Annotated in this window: 16 protein-coding genes; 4 read left to right on the forward strand and 12 right to left on the reverse strand. The window is 59.5% G+C overall.

Features of this window, described 5'->3' with window-relative positions:
• Positions 1-4 precede the first annotated feature (4 nt).
• Both fabB and fabA read right to left on the reverse strand, forming a co-directional pair.
• Entirely contained in the window at positions 5-1,228 is a 1,224-nt protein-coding gene (gene fabB / locus QO002_RS02715; RefSeq protein ID WP_307226448.1) for a beta-ketoacyl-ACP synthase I, read from the reverse strand.
• A gap of 50 nt (positions 1,229-1,278) precedes the next feature.
• Positions 1,279-1,791 carry a 3-hydroxyacyl-[acyl-carrier-protein] dehydratase FabA gene (gene fabA / locus QO002_RS02720; protein WP_307226450.1) on the reverse strand — a complete coding sequence of 171 codons (513 nt, stop codon included), beginning with the start codon at positions 1,789-1,791 and terminating at the stop codon, positions 1,279-1,281.
• A 321-nt stretch (positions 1,792-2,112) separates the two neighbouring features.
• Here fabA and irrA point away from each other — a divergent pair, with 321 nt between their 5' ends.
• A complete protein-coding gene (gene irrA / locus QO002_RS02725) occupies positions 2,113-2,532 on the forward strand; it encodes an iron response transcriptional regulator IrrA (protein WP_307226452.1) in 420 nt (139 codons plus the stop codon).
• Between the two features lie 62 nt (positions 2,533-2,594).
• Here the strand turns inward: irrA and QO002_RS02730 are convergent, their stop codons facing one another.
• The 10 genes from QO002_RS02730 to mepA form a co-directional block, all read right to left on the reverse strand.
• Entirely contained in the window at positions 2,595-3,215 is a 621-nt protein-coding gene (locus QO002_RS02730) for a trimeric intracellular cation channel family protein (RefSeq protein ID WP_307233098.1), read from the reverse strand.
• Between the two features lie 65 nt (positions 3,216-3,280).
• The gene (locus tag QO002_RS02735) at positions 3,281-4,069 is read right to left on the reverse strand and encodes a YdcF family protein (RefSeq protein WP_307226454.1); all 789 of its coding nucleotides are present in this window, start codon (positions 4,067-4,069) and stop codon (positions 3,281-3,283) included.
• A 120-nt stretch (positions 4,070-4,189) separates the two neighbouring features.
• On the reverse strand, positions 4,190-5,368 hold the full coding sequence (locus QO002_RS02740; RefSeq protein WP_307226456.1) for a TMEM43 family protein: 1,179 nt from the start codon (positions 5,366-5,368) through the stop codon (positions 4,190-4,192).
• 222 nt (positions 5,369-5,590) lie between these two features.
• Positions 5,591-6,142: a transglutaminase-like cysteine peptidase gene (locus QO002_RS02745; protein WP_307226458.1), complete on the reverse strand. Its 552-nt coding sequence runs from the start codon at positions 6,140-6,142 to the stop codon at positions 5,591-5,593.
• Positions 6,143-6,629: 487 nt separating this feature from the next.
• On the reverse strand, positions 6,630-7,265 hold the full coding sequence (locus tag QO002_RS02750) for a 2,3-bisphosphoglycerate-dependent phosphoglycerate mutase (protein ID WP_307226460.1): 636 nt from the start codon (positions 7,263-7,265) through the stop codon (positions 6,630-6,632).
• A 22-nt stretch (positions 7,266-7,287) separates the two neighbouring features.
• Positions 7,288-8,106, reverse strand: coding sequence for a 4-hydroxy-tetrahydrodipicolinate reductase (gene dapB, locus QO002_RS02755; RefSeq protein WP_307226462.1), 819 nt, complete (start codon positions 8,104-8,106; stop codon positions 7,288-7,290).
• A gap of 20 nt (positions 8,107-8,126) precedes the next feature.
• On the reverse strand, positions 8,127-9,929 hold the full coding sequence (locus tag QO002_RS02760) for an ABC transporter ATP-binding protein (RefSeq protein ID WP_307226464.1): 1,803 nt from the start codon (positions 9,927-9,929) through the stop codon (positions 8,127-8,129).
• Positions 9,930-10,051: 122 nt separating this feature from the next.
• A complete protein-coding gene (locus tag QO002_RS02765; protein WP_307233100.1) occupies positions 10,052-11,077 on the reverse strand; it encodes a glucokinase in 1,026 nt (341 codons plus the stop codon).
• 64 nt (positions 11,078-11,141) lie between these two features.
• The gene (locus tag QO002_RS02770; protein WP_307226466.1) at positions 11,142-11,522 is read right to left on the reverse strand and encodes a methylglyoxal synthase; all 381 of its coding nucleotides are present in this window, start codon (positions 11,520-11,522) and stop codon (positions 11,142-11,144) included.
• 93 nt (positions 11,523-11,615) lie between these two features.
• A complete protein-coding gene (gene mepA / locus QO002_RS02775) occupies positions 11,616-12,686 on the reverse strand; it encodes a penicillin-insensitive murein endopeptidase (RefSeq protein WP_370878443.1) in 1,071 nt (356 codons plus the stop codon).
• Between the two features lie 188 nt (positions 12,687-12,874).
• Between mepA and QO002_RS02780 the strand changes: the two genes are divergently transcribed.
• From QO002_RS02780 to QO002_RS02790, 3 genes are all read left to right on the forward strand, one after another.
• A complete protein-coding gene (locus QO002_RS02780) occupies positions 12,875-14,731 on the forward strand; it encodes an extracellular solute-binding protein (protein WP_307226468.1) in 1,857 nt (618 codons plus the stop codon).
• Between the two features lie 186 nt (positions 14,732-14,917).
• Positions 14,918-16,009, forward strand: a complete 1,092-nt coding sequence (locus QO002_RS02785; RefSeq protein WP_307226470.1) for a microcin C ABC transporter permease YejB — start codon at positions 14,918-14,920, stop codon at positions 16,007-16,009.
• Entirely contained in the window at positions 16,009-17,160 is a 1,152-nt protein-coding gene (locus QO002_RS02790) for an ABC transporter permease (RefSeq protein ID WP_307226472.1), read from the forward strand. The genes QO002_RS02785 and QO002_RS02790 overlap by 1 nt, the downstream gene beginning before the upstream one ends.

Below are 17,160 nucleotides of genomic sequence, written 5' to 3' on the forward strand. Positions count from 1 at the left end.
TGTCTTACCCGTTGTAGCGCTGGAATACGAGCGTCGCGTTGGTGCCGCCGAAGCCGAAGGAGTTGGAAAGCACCGTGTCGATCTTGGCGTTGTCGATGCGCTTGCGCACGATCGGAACGCCCTCGAATTCTGGGTCGAGTTCGGTGATATGGGCGCTTTCGCCGATAAAGCCGGCCTGCATCATCAGAAGGCCATAGATCGATTCCTGCACGCCGGCAGCACCGAGCGAATGGCCGGTCAGCGACTTGGTCGACTGGACGTGCGGGATCTTGGAACCGAAGACTTCGCGGATCGCGCCGATTTCCTTCGAATCGCCGACCGGCGTCGACGTTCCGTGCGTGTTGACGTAATCGACCTCGCCCTTCACGGTCGCCAGTGCCTGACGCATGCAGCGGATCGCACCTTCTCCAGAAGGCGCAACCATGTCGTAGCCATCGGAGGTCGCCCCGTAGCCGGTGATTTCGGCATAAATCTTTGCGCCGCGAGCCTTGGCGTGCTCCAGTTCTTCGAGAATGAGAACACCAGCACCGCCGGCAATGACGAAGCCGTCGCGGGAGACGTCATAGGCGCGCGAGGCGGTAGAGGGCGTATTGTTGTACTTGGAGGACATCGCGCCCATGGCGTCGAAGAGGTTGGACATGGTCCAGTCGAGGTCTTCGTGACCGCCGGCAAACATGACATCCTGCTTGCCCCACTGGATCATTTCCATAGCGTTGCCGATGCAGTGCGCCGAGGTCGAGCAGGCAGACGAGATCGAGTAGTTGACGCCGTGGATCTTGAACCACGTCGCAAGCGTCGCCGAAGCCGTAGACGACATTGCCTTCGGTACGGCAAACGGGCCGATGCGCTTGGGCGAGTTGTTTTTGATGGTGATTTCGGCCGCGTCGATCAGCGTGCGGGTCGAAGGGCCACCCGAGCCCATGATGATGCCGGTGCGCTCGTTGCCGCCAATGTCCTTGTCTTCAAGGCCCGAGTCGGCAATCGCCTGCTTCATCGCCACATGGTTCCAGGTACCGCCCTGCGACAGGAAGCGGGCGGCGCGGCGATCAACGAGATCGGACGTATCGATGTTCGGCGCGCCCCAGACCTGGCACCTGAAGCCATGCTCGGCGAAATCGTTGGAAAACGTGATGCCGGACTTGGCTTCGCGCAGCGACGCGGTGACCTCCTGTGCATCATTCCCGATTGAGGAAACGATCCCCAGACCCGTGACAACAACCCGTCTCATGTCGATGACCTCTTCTTTGATTTCGCTGCTTACGGCTTCAGGGCCGCGGTTCAGGCAGCTTTTTCCTTGGACAGGCCGACGCGCAGGTCGGATGCCTGGTAAATGGTCTCGCCATCGGCCTTCAGCCAGCCGTCGGCCGTGCCGAGCACGAGGCGGCCGCGCATGACGCGCTTGAAGTCGATGCCGTATTCGAGAAGCTTGACGTTCGGACGGACCATGCCCTTGAACTTCACTTCACCGGTCGAAAGCGCCATACCACGACCTTCTTCGCCGAGCCATCCGAGGAAGAAGCCGGTCAGCTGCCACATGCCATCGAGGCCAAGGCAGCCTGGCATGATCGGGTTGCCCTGGAAGTGGCAGGGGAAGTACCAATCATCCGGACGCACGTCGTATTCGGCGCGGATGTAGCCCTTGTCGTGCGCACCGCCGGTCTCGGAGATATCGGTGATGCGATGAACCATCAGCATCGGCGGCAGGGGAAGCTGGGCATTGCCGGGGCCAAACAATTCGCCACGACCGCAAGCGAGAATTTCTTCATAGTTGAAGCTGGATTGTCTGGTCATGGACTGTCGTTTCCCCACTGCGCAAGGTTTTTCGTTGACTTTGTGTAGACGAAGACGGAACGGATTTGAAGCCAATGCAGAATGCTTGCAATCCGTGCGCCCCGGCTTTTCTGTGCTGGACACAAGGCCCGTTGCCGCCGTCGCATACATGAAGGGGGTTGCAACAGCCAGAGTTAATTGCCTTTTGCCCCCAGAATAGGGCCGTTTTCGAGCGAGAACGGCCGCCTTAGCCTCTGCTAACTATTGAAAGCACGATGCTTAAAAGTTATATCGGCACAGAAGATGCATTTCGCAATAGCCAGAAGGGCCCGGCTCTATCTTATGAAGACTGCTTTGGAAATCGGTTCGGAAGACCGCCTGCGCCACTACGGCCTTCGTCCGACGCGCCAGCGCATGGCGCTTGCCGAGCTGATCTTTGCGAAGGGTGACCGGCATCTGACGGTCGAAGAGCTGCATGAAGAAGCGGTAACGGCCGGCGTGCCCGTATCGCTCGCCACCGTCTACAACACGCTGCACCAGTTTACCGAAGCCGGCATGATCCGGGTTCTGGCCGTCGAAAGTGCCAAGACCTACTTCGACACCAACGTTTCTGACCATCACCACTTCTTCGTCGAAGGCGAAAACGAGGTGCTGGATATTCCGGTCAACAATATCTCGATCGGCAACCTGCCCGAGCCACCACCCGGCATGGAAATCGCCCATGTCGATGTGGTGATCCGCCTGCGTGCCAAGCGCGGCTAGCTAGGTTCTATTTCCCACAATCCTGCTGCTTCTATCGCGCCGCTCGCACCACGAGCGCATTGTCAGATCACGTCGTTAGGATCTCGAGGAGGTCGCGGGTCACCGACCGGCAATGTCCAGCCATATTTGAGCGCACCGCCGCGGATACAGAAAGCGGCAAGCACACCCAGTGCGGAGGCAATCGTCAGCGGCGCGCCGAAATAGCTGAGACCGGTGAAGACGCAGGCGCCGACCAAGGCTGCGGTGACATAGATTTCCGGCCGCATCAGAACTGACGGTTCGCCGGCCAGAAGGTCGCGCAGAATTCCCCCGAATGTCGCCGTCAGCATGCCGGTCACAAGTGCCACAATCGGCGAGCCCGTTGCGGCAAGTCCTTTTGCTGCGCCCATGACGCAATAGGCGGAAAGCCCGATCGCATCGAGCCAGACCAGAAACCAGTAGCGCGATTCCATGCGTCGTGCCGAGAAGAAGACGATAAGCCCAGCGCAGCAACAGACGACAAGGTATAGCGGGTTCCTGATCCAGAAGACGGGGGTCGCCCCTAGCACCAGATCCCGAAGCGTCCCGCCGCCAATGCCGGTCACGGCAGCAAAGAAGATGTAGCCGATGATATCGAGATGTTTTCGCGATGCTGCCAAGGCGCCTGTCGCGGCAAAAACCGCAACACCGGCATAATCGAGCATTTCAAGATTGGACGTTATCGTCACTCACCGTCTCCCGGAAGTCATGGACTGCTGCCGAAGGTCGCTCAGCGGGGAAAGACCGCATGGGTCCTGCCGCTCAGATAATAGGCGACGAGCCCGATCCATTCCCGCACGGCGGTCGTCGTCAGCTGTGCATTGAGCGACGGTTGGCTGAAATCGAACCACAGTACCGCCTTGCCCGTCGTGCGGTAATCGGTCGGCCAGGGCAGGACATCGATACCGAGCTTGCGGAAAAGCCCGACGGAGCGCGGCATGTGGAAGGCCGACGTCACGAGTGCGCAGCTGGAAAGCCCCTCATCTTCGAGAAGCTGTCTCGTGTTTCGGGCATTCTCGAAAGTGGTGCGTGAAGCACCTTCCCGAATGAGTCGATCCGCCGGGATGCCGAAGGTCGTGAAGAAGGTTTCAGCAGCATGGGCATCGCCTTCGTAGGTGCCGCTGAAGGAGCCATCCCCGCCGGAAACCAGGATGCGCGCATTCGGATGGCTTTGGGCAAGGAGCAAGCCCTCGACGAAACGGTCGGCCGCTTGATTGAATTCGATCCCACCGCGGCTTGCCATCACTTCGTTTTCGAAGGCGCCACCAAGAATGATGATGCAGGAAAGCTCGGCCGGCAGGCTTGCCGGGCGAGCAATGCGGTCCTCCAGCTTCTGGAGCATGACCGAGCCTGTGGAGGTGAAGAGCGTAACGAAAAGCAGGATCACCGCAAGCGCTGCGAAAAAGCCATGGGCGTTGCGCATGCCGAAACCATTGAAGATCAAAGCCAGCAGCAGGAGGAGAAAGACAATGGAAAGCGGCTGCGCGGCAAGCCAGAAGATCTTGGAGATCAGAAACATGAAAACTCGGTTGCCCTGCGGGTTCAATCGGCGAGCACGTCAGGCCTGTTGCAAAGAGCCAGAGCGCCCAGGTTCGCCAACCGTTCTAGGATGGTCGTAACCCGAGCGCAACAGACGGTATCAGACGGGACGACCGAGGGAAGGTGCCGGCGCCTGCTTGCGGCGCAGATAGATCAACCCTGCGGCAAGCGCCACACCCAGTGCGAGAACGGCAATCGCGATCAACGGACGATAGGCGATCCAGGCAAGGGCGATGACCAGCGGCCCCAGCAGCAATGTCAGAACAAGCGCAATGACAGAGGTGCCGAAACCGACGATCGAGCCGACGAAGGGAATGACGTCAGCAATGATACCGAGGATCGACAGCATCATGGCGAAGCCGATGAACATGCCGAGCAGGCCGCCGAAGCGTATAAGCCAGGTGATCAGCGTATTTTCGCTCTGGGCTGCCTCGAACATTTCGGGGGCAGCAACATTACCGGCAGCGGTGAGGAAGACGGTGCGGTCGTTGCTGGTCTTGAAATCGTCCGTCACGGCATCGCCGCGCTGGGCACCGACGAAGCTTGCCGTGGCAATATCCTCGCGGCTGAAGCTGATCCTGAGGTCGCCGACCGCCGGGGCCTGCCTGTTCTGCGAGACATAGATCGTCGTCCCATTCTGTTTGACCGGCATATCGCTTCCGACCGCCGCCGATACGCTTTCAAGAACGGCGGGCGTCACGGCAAGCGGCTTGTCGGCACCGAGATCGGCAACCGCCTTGCCATCGACAGTAAAGGCACCGAGCGTTGCGCTGGACACCCAGAAACGTTCGCTCTCAAACGGCATGGACGGGTTCTGGTGCGCGCCGGAATCACGGAAATCGGAAGAATCGATTGAGCGCGACTGCCATTCCTTGCGATAGCTATAGGTCGTGACCGTTTCTTCGCCGCCGCCGAGTGTCTTTTTCGTCTCGCTCTTGCTGTCCTCGACCCATTGATACATCTCGACGGTGCGGTTGAGACCGGCAGCGCCTTGCGCCTGCACGCCGAAGGTCTGGTCTTCCGGTACACCCTGGGGTGTCACAGGCCCCGAAATGTAAACGAGCTTGCCTTCATTGGCGGCATCGACCGCGCCGCTATCGATGGAAACAACGACGCCTGCGCCCTCGACAAGCGAGTTGTAGGTATTAACGGAGCGGCCCTCGTTCCAGGAGAGCAGCCAGATCATGCCGAAAACCAGCAGTGGCCCGACCAGCAGCCCAAGCAGTCCGTTCTTGAGCCGGGAAAACCAGGATGTCGTTGTCGTTTCTGTGATGCTCATGACCGGCCCCCCGCGCCCAGCACTCTTTGGCGGATAACGTTCCAGAACGCCGCCCTATTCGTCAATTCGCTTTTGCTAACAGATTTTCTTTGATTTGGGATGTGCCATAATCTTTGAAGACGAACCATTCTTGTGGGGTTCGCACAATCACCGATTTTTTGCGATCGAAAAGGGAGAGGCGCGAGGCCTCCCCCATTTTTTCGCGGGAAATGCTGGCATTTTTTAACGGGTCCAGCGCATCGGGTTCGCGGAAGCGACGCTCACATAGCGATAACCGGTCTGGCTACGCTTGACGATCGTCTGGCGCAGATTGTCGAGAGCGAATTCGCCGGCATTGGTCTTGACCAGCAGAACGGCATGGCCTTCACCCGAACGGGTACGGACGACTGCAATGCGCAGGGCACCGGAAGGAATGCCGGCGCGGATCAGGCGGCTACGCTTGGTGACAGCGTAATCGTCGCAATCGCCCTGACGTGGGTTTAGTGTCCAGACGTCATTGCTTTCGCGCACCGGACGGATGCTGCGGTTGACCGAGCGGTTTACGGAAGCAAGCAGGCCGCGGACCTTGGAGGTGTAAGCAACCTGCGACTGGGCTGAAGGGCGGCATTCCTCGATGTGCTTCAGGCAGTACAGCGAGAAGGCGACCGGAACCGTGGCTTGGCGGCTGACCTTGAAGTTACGGCTCTGACCCATGTTGATGGCATAGGCCGAAGGCATGCTGGATACGCCGAGCGCTGCGATGGTTGCCAGTGCAATAATAGCTTTCTTGAGCATAATTTTTCCCTGTCCGTTCAGCCTTCTGTCCAAGGCTTTTTTGTTGAACCGAATTCATTTCGGATCAGGGGAGGGAGCGTCATGCTATCGAAAGGAACCGTTCCTTTCGTCCGCCTGTACCAACACGATACAAAAGGGCCTTTTCAGCGCGCTTAAATCGATAAGTACAATTTTATGGATATCGCGATTTCAATCGGGAACGCCTTGGAAACTGGGCTTTTCGCGGGATGCCGCGTTCTGCAACAGGTTTGGGAGAGGGGGAGAGCCGTAGCATAAGATCTTGAAGCAGAACGGTATTCAGCCTTGATCACCGCCTCTTTACCAACCATACACCACACTCGGCTTCGCATGCGGGAGGGCGCGTGTTTGGGATGCGACTGTCAGGAAAATCAGGCCTGGGCCCGGTGTCTGGGCCAATTCAAGCAAACAAAAAAGGCCTCAACGCCGTCGCTCCAGCGTCAAGGCCTTCGGTTCTTTGATGCCGGGCTCAGTGAGCGCCGGACATATCTCCGAGCACTTCCTTGGAAGCGACGGTGGAATCGGCGTCCAGCTTGTAAACCATAGGAACGCCGGTCGCGAGGTTCAGCGCCAGGATCTGCTCCTTGGTCAGACGGTCGAGAACCATCACCAGCGAGCGCAGCGAATTGCCGTGGGCTGCCACCAGAACGTTCTGGCCGGAGAGAACGCGTGGCAGGATGTCAGTGAGGTAATAGGGCCAGACGCGGGCGCCGGTGTCGCGCAGGCTCTCGCCGCCCGGAGGCGGTACGTCATAGGAGCGGCGCCAGATATGCACCTGTTCTTCACCCCACTTGGCGCGGGCGTCGTCCTTGTTCAGGCCAGAGAGGTCGCCGTAGTCGCGCTCGTTCAGTGCTTGGTCGCGGATCGTTTCGAGATCGGGCTGGCCAACATTGTCGAGAATAATCTTCAGCGTGCGCTGCGCGCGCGACAGAACCGAGGTGAAGGCGATGTCGAACTTGATGCCGTAGTCGGCCAGCGCCTTGCCGCCGACATTGGCTTCCTCTACGCCGAGTGCCGTCAGGTCAGGGTCTTTCCAGCCGGTGAAGAGGTTTTTCAGGTTCCATTCGCTCTGGCCGTGGCGAACAAGGACAAGGGTTCCGCTCATATATTTGCTCCTCGAAGAAAGATCAGTTGAGCCCGAGAACGTCGAGCATAGTGTAGAAACGGGGTTTCTTGTCCCGCGCCCAAAGTGCGGCTGTCACGGCGCCGCGGGCGAAAATGGCGCGATCGGTAGCACTGTGCGAAAGTGTCACCTGCTCGCCCTCGCCGGCGATGATGACGGAATGTTCGCCGATGACGGAGCCGCCGCGCAAGGTGGCAAAGCCGATGCTGCCGGCAGCGCGCGGACCGGTATGCCCATCGCGCACGCGAACCGAATTTTCGCCAAGGTCGATTCCGCGTCCACGAGCGGCGGCTTCGCCGAGCAGCAGCGCCGTGCCGGATGGTGCGTCGACCTTGTGTTTATGATGCATTTCGAGGATTTCGATATCCCAGTCGGTTCGGCCGAGCGCCTTCGCCGCCTGCTGCGTCAGGACGCCGAGCAGGTTGACGCCGAGGCTCATATTGCCGGATTTGACGATGCGGGCATGGCGGGCTGCTGCCTTGATCCTTGCGTCGTCTTCGGTGGAGCACCCGGTCGTTCCAATTACGTGGACGATACGCGCCTGGGCGGCGAGACCTGAAAATTCCACCGTTGCGGCGGGAGACGTAAAGTCGAGCACGCCTTCCGCCTCGACAAAGGCTTCGAGCGGCTTGTCGGTGATGGTGACGCCCATGGGACCAAGGCCGGCAAGTTCACCGGCGTCGCGGCCGACAAAGGCAGAGCCGGGGCGTTCGACTGCGGCAAAGACGCTGGCGCCTGTCATCGCATGAATGGTGCGGATCAGCGTCTGTCCCATACGGCCGGCAGCACCGACCACGACGAGTTTCATATCCGTACCGCTCATGCCTGCACCCATTTTTCGAATTATTCTTCCGTTGCCGAAGCGGCCTTTTCCACACCACCCTGCAGATTGTGCAGGCGAGCGTAAAGACCGTCGTTGCGCCGCGCAAGCGCCTCGTGGGTACCTTCCTCGACGACCAGCCCATCGCGCATCACGATGATCTTGTCGGCATTGGCGATCGTCGACAGGCGGTGAGCGATGACGACGACCGTACGTCCCGACATCGCGTGGTCGAGCGCCTTCTGCACGGCTGCTTCCGATTCGGTGTCGAGCGCCGAGGTGGCCTCATCGAGAAGCAGGATTGGCGCCTTGCGCACCAGGGCGCGGGCAATCGAGAGCCGCTGACGCTGGCCCCCCGATAGCGTCACGCCGTTTTCGCCGACGGGCGTGTCGTAACCCTGCGGCTGCGCAAGGATGAAGTCGTGGGCGTATGCCAGCCTTGCTGCTTCCTCGATTTCATCATCGGTCGCACCGGGGCGGCCGTAGCGGATGTTGTCGCGGATGGATCCTTCGAAGAGATAAGGTTGCTGCGACACATAGGCGAGGCCGTTGCGCAGCGATTGTTTGGTGACGTGGGCGATGTCTTGCCCATCGACGAGGATTTCGCCCGAGCCGGGATCGTAGAAACGCGGGATGAGGCTGATCACCGTCGACTTGCCAGCGCCGGACGGGCCGACGAGGGCCGTGGTTTTGCCGCCTTCTGCGACAAAGCTCACGCCCTTCAGGATATCGCCGCCGGTCGCATAGCCAAAATGAACGTTGCGGAACTCGATCTGCGCCTGCCCAAGTTTCAGCTCGGTCGCATCCGCCCGGTCGCGCTGATGCGGCATCATGTCGAGGATTTCGTAGATCATGCGCGCGTTGACCACGGCGCGCTCCAGCGACACCTGCAGGCGGGCGAGGCGGCGCGCCGGGTCGTAAGCCATGAGAAGCGCGGTGACGAAGGCGAAGAAGGCGCCGGGAGGAATATTGCTGTAGATCGTGCGGAACGCGGCGTATGCCAGGACGCTCGAAATCGCAAAGCCGGCAAATGCCTCGGTCATCGGCGCGGTTCGTTCACTCAAGCGCGCGATACGGTTGGCGCGGTTCTCGGCGCGGTCGATGATCGCTTCGACCTTGGCCTTGAGCTGGTTCTCCATTGTAAAGGCTTTGACGATGGAGATGCCCTGGATTGTCTCCTGCATCGCCCCCAGCACATGGCTGTTGATTTCCACCGATTCGCGCGTCGCCTGGCGCAGGCGCCGCGAGACATAGCGAAGGCCTATCAGAAGCGGCGGCGCAACGACGAAGACAATCAGGGTCAGCAACCAGTCCTTGCCGATCATTACACCGATCAGCGCGACGAGTGTCAGGAGGTCGCGGGCGATCGAGGTGACCGTCATGTTCAGGACGTCGCGGATGCCCGAAACATTCTGGCTGATTTGTGCGGAGATCCGGGCCGAGCGAGTGTCGCTGAAGAAGCCGACGCTTAGCGCCATCAGATGGCTGTAGAGCCGACGCTGATAGCTGGCAACGATATTGTTGCCGATTTTGGAGAGAGAAACCGCCTGACCATAGGTTGCAAAGCCGCGCAGAACGAAAGCAGCAAAAATCGCACCGCAGATGACGAGCACCATATCCGCGCGTTTGTTGGCGAAAGCTTCATTGACGACCGATTCCATGATCCACGCCGAAAAGGCCGTCGTTGCTGCCATTACGATGAGGCAGAAAACCGCGAAAGCATAGCCCTTGAGATGGGCGCGGCCGTTTTCACGGATGACACGCTTGAGGACGCTGGTAATCGTTTCCGCATCGACATGCGGATGCGTGTTTTTGGGTACTTTCAAAGGCTGTATTCCCTCGCCCGAAGCATGGTGCTGTCCCGGATGCCTCCGAAATGGCGCGCGTTTCACCGCGCTCTATAATCGTTGCATCACGGTTTGGCGAGTCTTGCGCGCCTTGACAGGCGTCAACTTCTCCAGCGGCGTCCCTCTGTAGCAACACCGAAACGCGACGGGGTGCGGGCGTAGGCGGCAAGACCTGAGAGGGCCGCGGTCGGATGTGTCACGACAAAAGTGGGTATGGTCCTCAGCAGCGCGGTATGGGGTGCCTTGTCCTCGAAGGCCGCGCGAAATTCCGGCTTCTTCAACGCGGGCAGGATTTTCTGCGAAATGCCGCCGGCCAGAAAGACACCGCCGCGGGCCATGAAGATCATCGCCATGTCGCCGGCGACGCGGCCGAGATAAGTGGCAAACAAAGACACGGTTTCGACAGCAGCAGCATCGCCGCCGGAAAGCGCGTGGCTGGTGACCCCGGCCGGGTCGGCAATATGCGGATCCTTGCCATCCGCCTCGCAGACCGCGCGGTAGATGTTCATGATACCGCGGCCACAGAGCAGCTGTTCGCCCGAGATGCGGCCCTCGATTGGTTCGAGGAAAGGCCAGATATGAAAATCGCGCTCAGTTCTCGGCCCAACGTCCACATGTCCGCCTTCGCCGGGCACCGGGAACCATGTATGGCGGGCATGCAGAAGACCGGCGACGCCGAGGCCTGTGCCGGGACCGAGCACGGCGCAGGAGGCTGAGGGCAGGATTTCGCCACCGCCGACCTGTTCGCGTCCGTCATCACCGATCGAAGCGACGGCCAGTGCCTGGGCTTCGAAATCGTTGATGATGATCACATCTTGCAGATTGAGCGCCGAAATCATGTCCTTAGGTTTGATTACCCAGCCGGCATTGGTCAGCGGAATTTCGTCGCCATTGATAGGGCCTGCAATGGCGATAATGGCCGAGCGGGGCTGCACCGAGGTCTTGTCGAGGATGCTGGTCTGCAGCGCTTCTTCGATGCTGGCATAATCGTCAGTAGGGATGATCGGGAAGATTTTCGGCTCCGCATAGGCGTCGAGCAGCAGCGCGAAACGGGCATTGGTGCCGCCGATATCGCCGACGAGGATGGGGAAAACGAAGTTCGCGTCGGCGTCGTCAAGCGGCGACATGGACGAAGACATGGGCATGGGGCTATCCGTTCCGATGCTACGGTGGTGTGCTTTGCAAGCTTTATCAGGGATGATTGAAGTCGATCAACTGTTCCGCCGTCGCCCGGTTGAGCGCCATGGGAATGTCGTAGACGGTGGCAAGCCGCATCAGCGCCTTGACATCGACGTCGTGCGGCATCGCCGTCAGCGGATCGACGAAGAAGATCAGCATCTCGACCTCGCCGGTCGCGATCATCGCGCCGATCTGCTGGTCGCCGCCAAGTGGACCGCTTTTCAGCCGTGTAATATCGAGACTGGGACAGGCTTCCTGCACGCGACCGCCGGTGGTTCCGGTGGCGACGATCCGCCACTGGGCAAGAACGTGCTCGTGGACTTTGGCAAAAGCGGCGAGATCGGCCTTCTTCTCGTCATGGGCAATCAGTGCCACGCATTTTCGCGACGACATGAAAATCCTCCCTATGCCCGCGCTGCAAGCGCCGCCGTTTAAATCGATTTGACTTCCCAATACATGAGGCAGGCACGCTTGAAAAGCCGTCCCTCAGTTCAGCGGACGCGGTGTAGGCACGGGTGCCGTCATGTCATCGGTCTCGACCTGTTCCGCACTCGAATTGACAACGGCCTCCACAGAGGGGGCATCGGCAGTCGGCGTCGCTGAATAGGCTGTGCCGTAAGTCGCGGCGGCCTCCGAATTTGCAGGCGCTGCCAAAACGGCGGTGCAGGCCTTCGGGAGATCGGCAAGCGTGGTGAATTTCGGCTTCACCGGCTTGGCATTCGGGTCTTTCTTCGGTGTCGCCCAGGGCTCCTTGGTGAACCACCAGGCCAGCGACTTGTCACATCCGTCGCCGGCTGCGACGGCGGCCTGCGCCTTGCAGGTCTTGGTACCGGGAGGGCAATGCATGCGGATATGGAAATGCTCGTCATGGCCATAAACGGGGCGCACCTTGCCAAGCAGCGAACGGTCGCCGGTCCAGGTGTCGCAGAGTTTCTTCTTGATCGCCGGATTGACGAAGACCCGCTCGACCTGCGGATAGCTCGCCGCCTGCATCACCAGCTTGGCATGGGTCGGGGTCCAGCGCTGGTTGCTGACAGTCAGAAACTTGCTCTTGTCAAGCATCGAGGTGAAGGGCATGTCCTCGCGCTGCTGAACAGAAAGAGGCTGGGCTGGTTTCGGTGTGAACCAGATGTCGGCATCGAGCCCGATCTGGTGGGACGCGTGCCCCGTGATCATCGGCCCGCCCCGCGGCTGTGAGATATCGCCGATCAGGATACCCGATCCCCATCCGAGCTTCACGGCATCCTGCGAAAAGGTCTCCAGAAGATTGATCATTGCCGGATTGCCCCAGCGGCGATTGCGCGAAAGCCGCATGGCCTGCCAGGTCGGACCGTCCGTTGGAATGGCGACGGCGCCGGCCATGCAGCCCTTGGCATAGAAGCCGATCGGGCTCGGTGCGGCATTGCTTGGCAGTTTCACCTTTCCGAATATCTGCTTGGCCGGAGTGGCGTCCGCAATCGCATCGGTTGTGACTGCGCTCATGCCCATAACGGCGGCGGCCAGAACAGGTATCGTGCGCCGCAGCGCGGTGGAGAGCGTGTTGTTCGCCAAGGTCATGTGTTGTCCAATATCGATAAAGCAATGCGCGCGCAGCCGAATCGCCAAGCTTTCATAGTGTCTTTGCCGGAGCCTTGCGAGACACGCAGACGTGAGCCAAAAAAAATGCCTGATTTGAGGCAGGTTCTGTCAATTGTCCTGATTTTGCCTATTCTGTTCGTCAGCCGAGGAAAAAAGGGAAAGACTGTATGCGCCGGATTGGCTCGTTCATTGCAAATGCGTTCCGCGTCATCATCAAGGGGTCGGTCATTACAGGGCTGCTTGCCAGTCCCCTCCTGGCGCAGGAACCGGTCTGGCGCGGCGGAACGGCAACTGTCGGCGAGCTGAAATATCAGGATGGGTTCAAGCGCTTCGACTATGTGAACCCGGACGCGCCGAAAGGTGGAGACCTGAGGCTCACCGCGATGGGCACGTTTGATTCGCTCAATCCCCTGCTTGCGAAAGGCGAGGTGGCGGGTGCCGTCGCCGGGCTCGTCTACGAGACGCTGATGAAACCGTCGCTGGACGAAATCGCCTCTGACTACGGGCTTCTCGCTGAAGCCATTTCCTATCCCGATGATTTTGCCTGGGTGAAATATCGCCTGCGGCCGGAAGCGAAATGGGAAGATGGACAGCCGGTTACGCCGGAAGATGTCGTCTTCTCCTTCGAAAAGGCCAAGGCGCTCGATCCGCAGCGCGAATTCTACTACGCCCACGTCATCAAGGCCGAAAAGACCGGCGACCGCGAGGTGACCTTCGGCTTCGATGAAAAGAACAATCGCGAGCTTCCCAAGATCGTCGGCGAACTCGTGGTCGTGCCCAAGCACTGGTGGGAAGGCAAGGACGCCAAGGGCAACCAGCGCGACATCTCCAAGACCACGCTGGAGATGCCCATGGGATCCGGAGCCTATAAGGTCGCGTCGATGACGCCCGGTTCGACAATCCGCTTCGAGCGTCGCGAGGACTATTGGGGCAAGGACATCAACGTCAACATTGGCGATGATAACTTCGGCGCGTTGATCTACAATTACTACGCCGACCTCGACGTTGCCTTCGAGGCATTCCGCTCGGGCAATGCTGATTACTGGTGGGAGAATTCAGCCAAGCGCTGGGCGACGGCCTATGATTTTCCCGCTGTCAAGGACGGACGCATCAAACAGGAGAAACTTGAGAACGACTATCGCAACCGCGGTGTTCTGGTCGGCTTCATCTTCAACATGAAGCGAGAAAAATTCAAGGATGTACGCGTTCGTGAAGCGCTCAACTACGCCTTCGATTTCGAGGAACTGAACCGGACGATCTTCTATAACCAGTATTCCCGCATCAACAGCTTCTTTTACGGCACAGAGCTTGCTTCCAAGGGCGTGCCCGAAGGCCGCGAGCTCGAAATCATCAACGAGATGAAGGACCAGCTGCCGCCGGAGGTCATGAAGCCCTATGTCAGCCCGGTGGGTGGCGACCCGAAGAAGGTGCGCGACAATCTGCGCCAAGCGATCGCCCTCTTCAAAGAGGCGGGTTACGAGCTGAAGGACAACCGAATGGTCAACGCCAAGACCGGCGAACCTTTCGGTTTCGAAATTCTGCTCGACGGTCCGACGATAGAACGGGTGGCGCTGCCCTTCGCCCAGAGCCTGAAGAAGATTGGGGTGGAGGTCAACGTGCGCACTGTCGATCCCTCGCAGTTTACCAACCGCTGGCGGTCTCGCGATTTCGATGTGCTTTATCAGGGCTGGGGACAGTCGCTCAATCCTGGCAACGAGCAGGCTGAATACTGGGGATCCCAGGCGGCTGATCGCGAGGGTTCGCAGAACTATTCGGGCGTCAGTGATCCCGCTCTCGATTTACTGATCAAACGCATCATCTTCGCCAAGGATCGCGACGAACTGATCGCCACGACCAAAGTTCTGGACCGGGTTTTGCTCGCCAAGCATATTGTCGTTCCGAGCTATACGGCGCGCAATTCTCGCATCGCCTATTCCGCGAATCTCGAACACCCTGCCGCGCTACCGGAATATTCGACCGGTTTCCCGTCGATCTGGTGGCGCAAGAGCGCTGGCGCTCAATGAGGGCCTTGCGCTCTTTGACGCCGTGCACTCCAAATGCAAAAAAGCGAATCACTCGGCGACTGGCGAACCGGTTGCCGGCAAGGAGACGAACGGATTGACCACGACAGGGCTCGCCGCCGCTGACATCCGCAACGAGGCCATACGCAATCTGGCCGCCAGCCATACAGCTCGGGATGGAGCGTTCTGATGGGAGCCTATATCCTGCGCCGCCTGTTGCTGATGATCCCGACGATCGTCGGCATCATGGCCATATCCTTCGCTGTCGTGCAGTTCGCGCCGGGTGGTCCCGTCGAGCAGGTTATTTCCGATCTCACCGGCCAGAACCAGGGCGGCGATCGGCTTTCGGGTAGCGGTGGCGACCTCGGATCGCAGAGCTTCAACGAGGAATCCTCGGGCAAATACCGCGGTGCGCAGGGGCTCGATCCCGATTTCATTGCCAAGCTTGAAAAGCAGTTCGGTTTTGACAAGCCGCCGCTTGAGCGCTTCGGCAAGATGATGTGGGACTATGCCCGCTTCGATTTCGGCGAAAGCTTCTTCCGCAATGCCTCGGTCATCGATTTGATCCTCGACAAGATGCCGGTATCGATCTCGCTCGGGCTCTGGATCCTGCTGTTTTCCTACGCCATCTCGATCCCGCTTGGCATCAAGAAGGCGATTTCGGACGGCTCGTCCTTCGATGTCTGGACATCGGGCATTATTATCCTCGGCTATGCGGTTCCTGGCTTCCTGTTCGGGATTCTTCTGATCGTGCTTTTTGCCGGCGGTTCGTTCCTGGATTGGTTCCCCCTGCGCGGTATCGTCTCCGACAATTTCTACCAACTTAGCTGGTGGCAGAAGATCATCGACTATTTCTGGCATATGACGCTGCCACTGCTGACGTTGCTGATCTCGGCCTTCGCGACGACAACGCTGCTGACCAAGAATTCGTTCATCGACGAGATCAAGAAGCAGTATGTCACGACGGCGCGAGCCAAGGGCCTTAACGACCGGCAGGTGCTTTACGGCCACGTGTTCCGCAACGCGATGCTGATCGTCATCGCCGGCTTTCCCGGTGCCTTCATCTCGGCCTTTTTCACCGGCTCGCTGTTGATCGAATATATCTTCTCGCTTGATGGTCTTGGCCGGCTGGGCTATGACGCCGTCGTCAAGCGCGACTACCCGATCGTGTTCGGTACGCTCTACATCTTCTCGCTGATGGGCCTGATCGTCGGTCTCCTGTCGGATCTCCTCTACACCTGGGTTGATCCGCGCATCGATTTCGAGCGGAGGGATGTCTGATGGCCAACATTACCACCTCCGATGCGACCCTCACCGCCGGCAAACCGGCACGCCTCTCCCCGATCAATCTGCGGCGCTGGCAGAATTTCAAGGCCAACCGCCGCGGTTACTGGTCGTTCTGGCTGTTCCTCGTGCTCTTCGTGCTCAGCCTGTTTGCGGAGTTTATCGCCAACGACAAGCCGGTTCTGGTGTCCTACAAGGGCGAGTTCCTGGTTCCGGCGCTGGTGCAGTATCCGGAAGAGAAATTCCTCGGCGACTTGGGCTTTCTCGCCGTGACGGACTATAATTCCGCCGAGATTGTCGATGAGATCAACGCCAATGGCTGGATGATTTGGCCGCCGATCCACTACTCCTACCAAAGCGCCAATTCCTACATCCCGCATTCGGCTCCGACAGCACCCTTCTGGCTGATGGACAAGGCTGAACGTTGCTCGGGCTATCCGCAGGGCGAAAACGATCCCGGCTGTACGCTCGGCAATATGAACTGGCTCGGCACGGACGACCAGGCCCGAGATGTGACAGCGCGGATGATCTATGGTTTCCGCATCTCCGTACTCTTCGGCCTCTGCCTCACCATCCTCTCGGCCATTGTCGGTGTAACCGCAGGCGCGGTCCAAGGCTATTTCGGCGGCTGGACCGATCTGCTCCTGCAGCGCTTTATCGAAATCTGGTCGTCGATGCCGGTGCTCTATATCCTGCTGATCATCGCTGCGATCCTGCCGCCGGGCTTCTTCATCCTGCTCGGCATCATGCTGCTGTTCTCCTGGGTCGGTTTTGTCGGCGTAGTGCGCGCCGAATTCCTGCGTGCCCGCAATTTCGAATATGTCCGCGCCGCCCGCGCGCTCGGCGTCAATAACCGCACCATCATGTGGCGCCATCTGCTGCCAAACGCGATGGTCGCGACACTGACCTTCCTGCCCTTCATCCTTTCAGGCTCGATCACGACGCTGACATCGCTCGACTTCCTCGGCTTCGGCATGCCACCCGGCTCGCCGTCGCTGGGCGAGCTGATCTCGCAGGGCAAGTCGAACCTGCAGGCGCCGTGGCTTGGCCTCACAGCCTTCGTCGTCATGTCGGTGATGCTGTCGCTGCTGATCTTCGTCGGCGAAGCCGTGCGTGATGCCTTCGATCCGAGGAAAACCTTCCGGTGA

Origin of the sequence: Pararhizobium capsulatum DSM 1112 (assembly GCF_030814475.1) — a bacterium.
GTDB classification, from domain to species: Bacteria; Pseudomonadota; Alphaproteobacteria; order Rhizobiales; family Rhizobiaceae; genus Pararhizobium; species Pararhizobium capsulatum.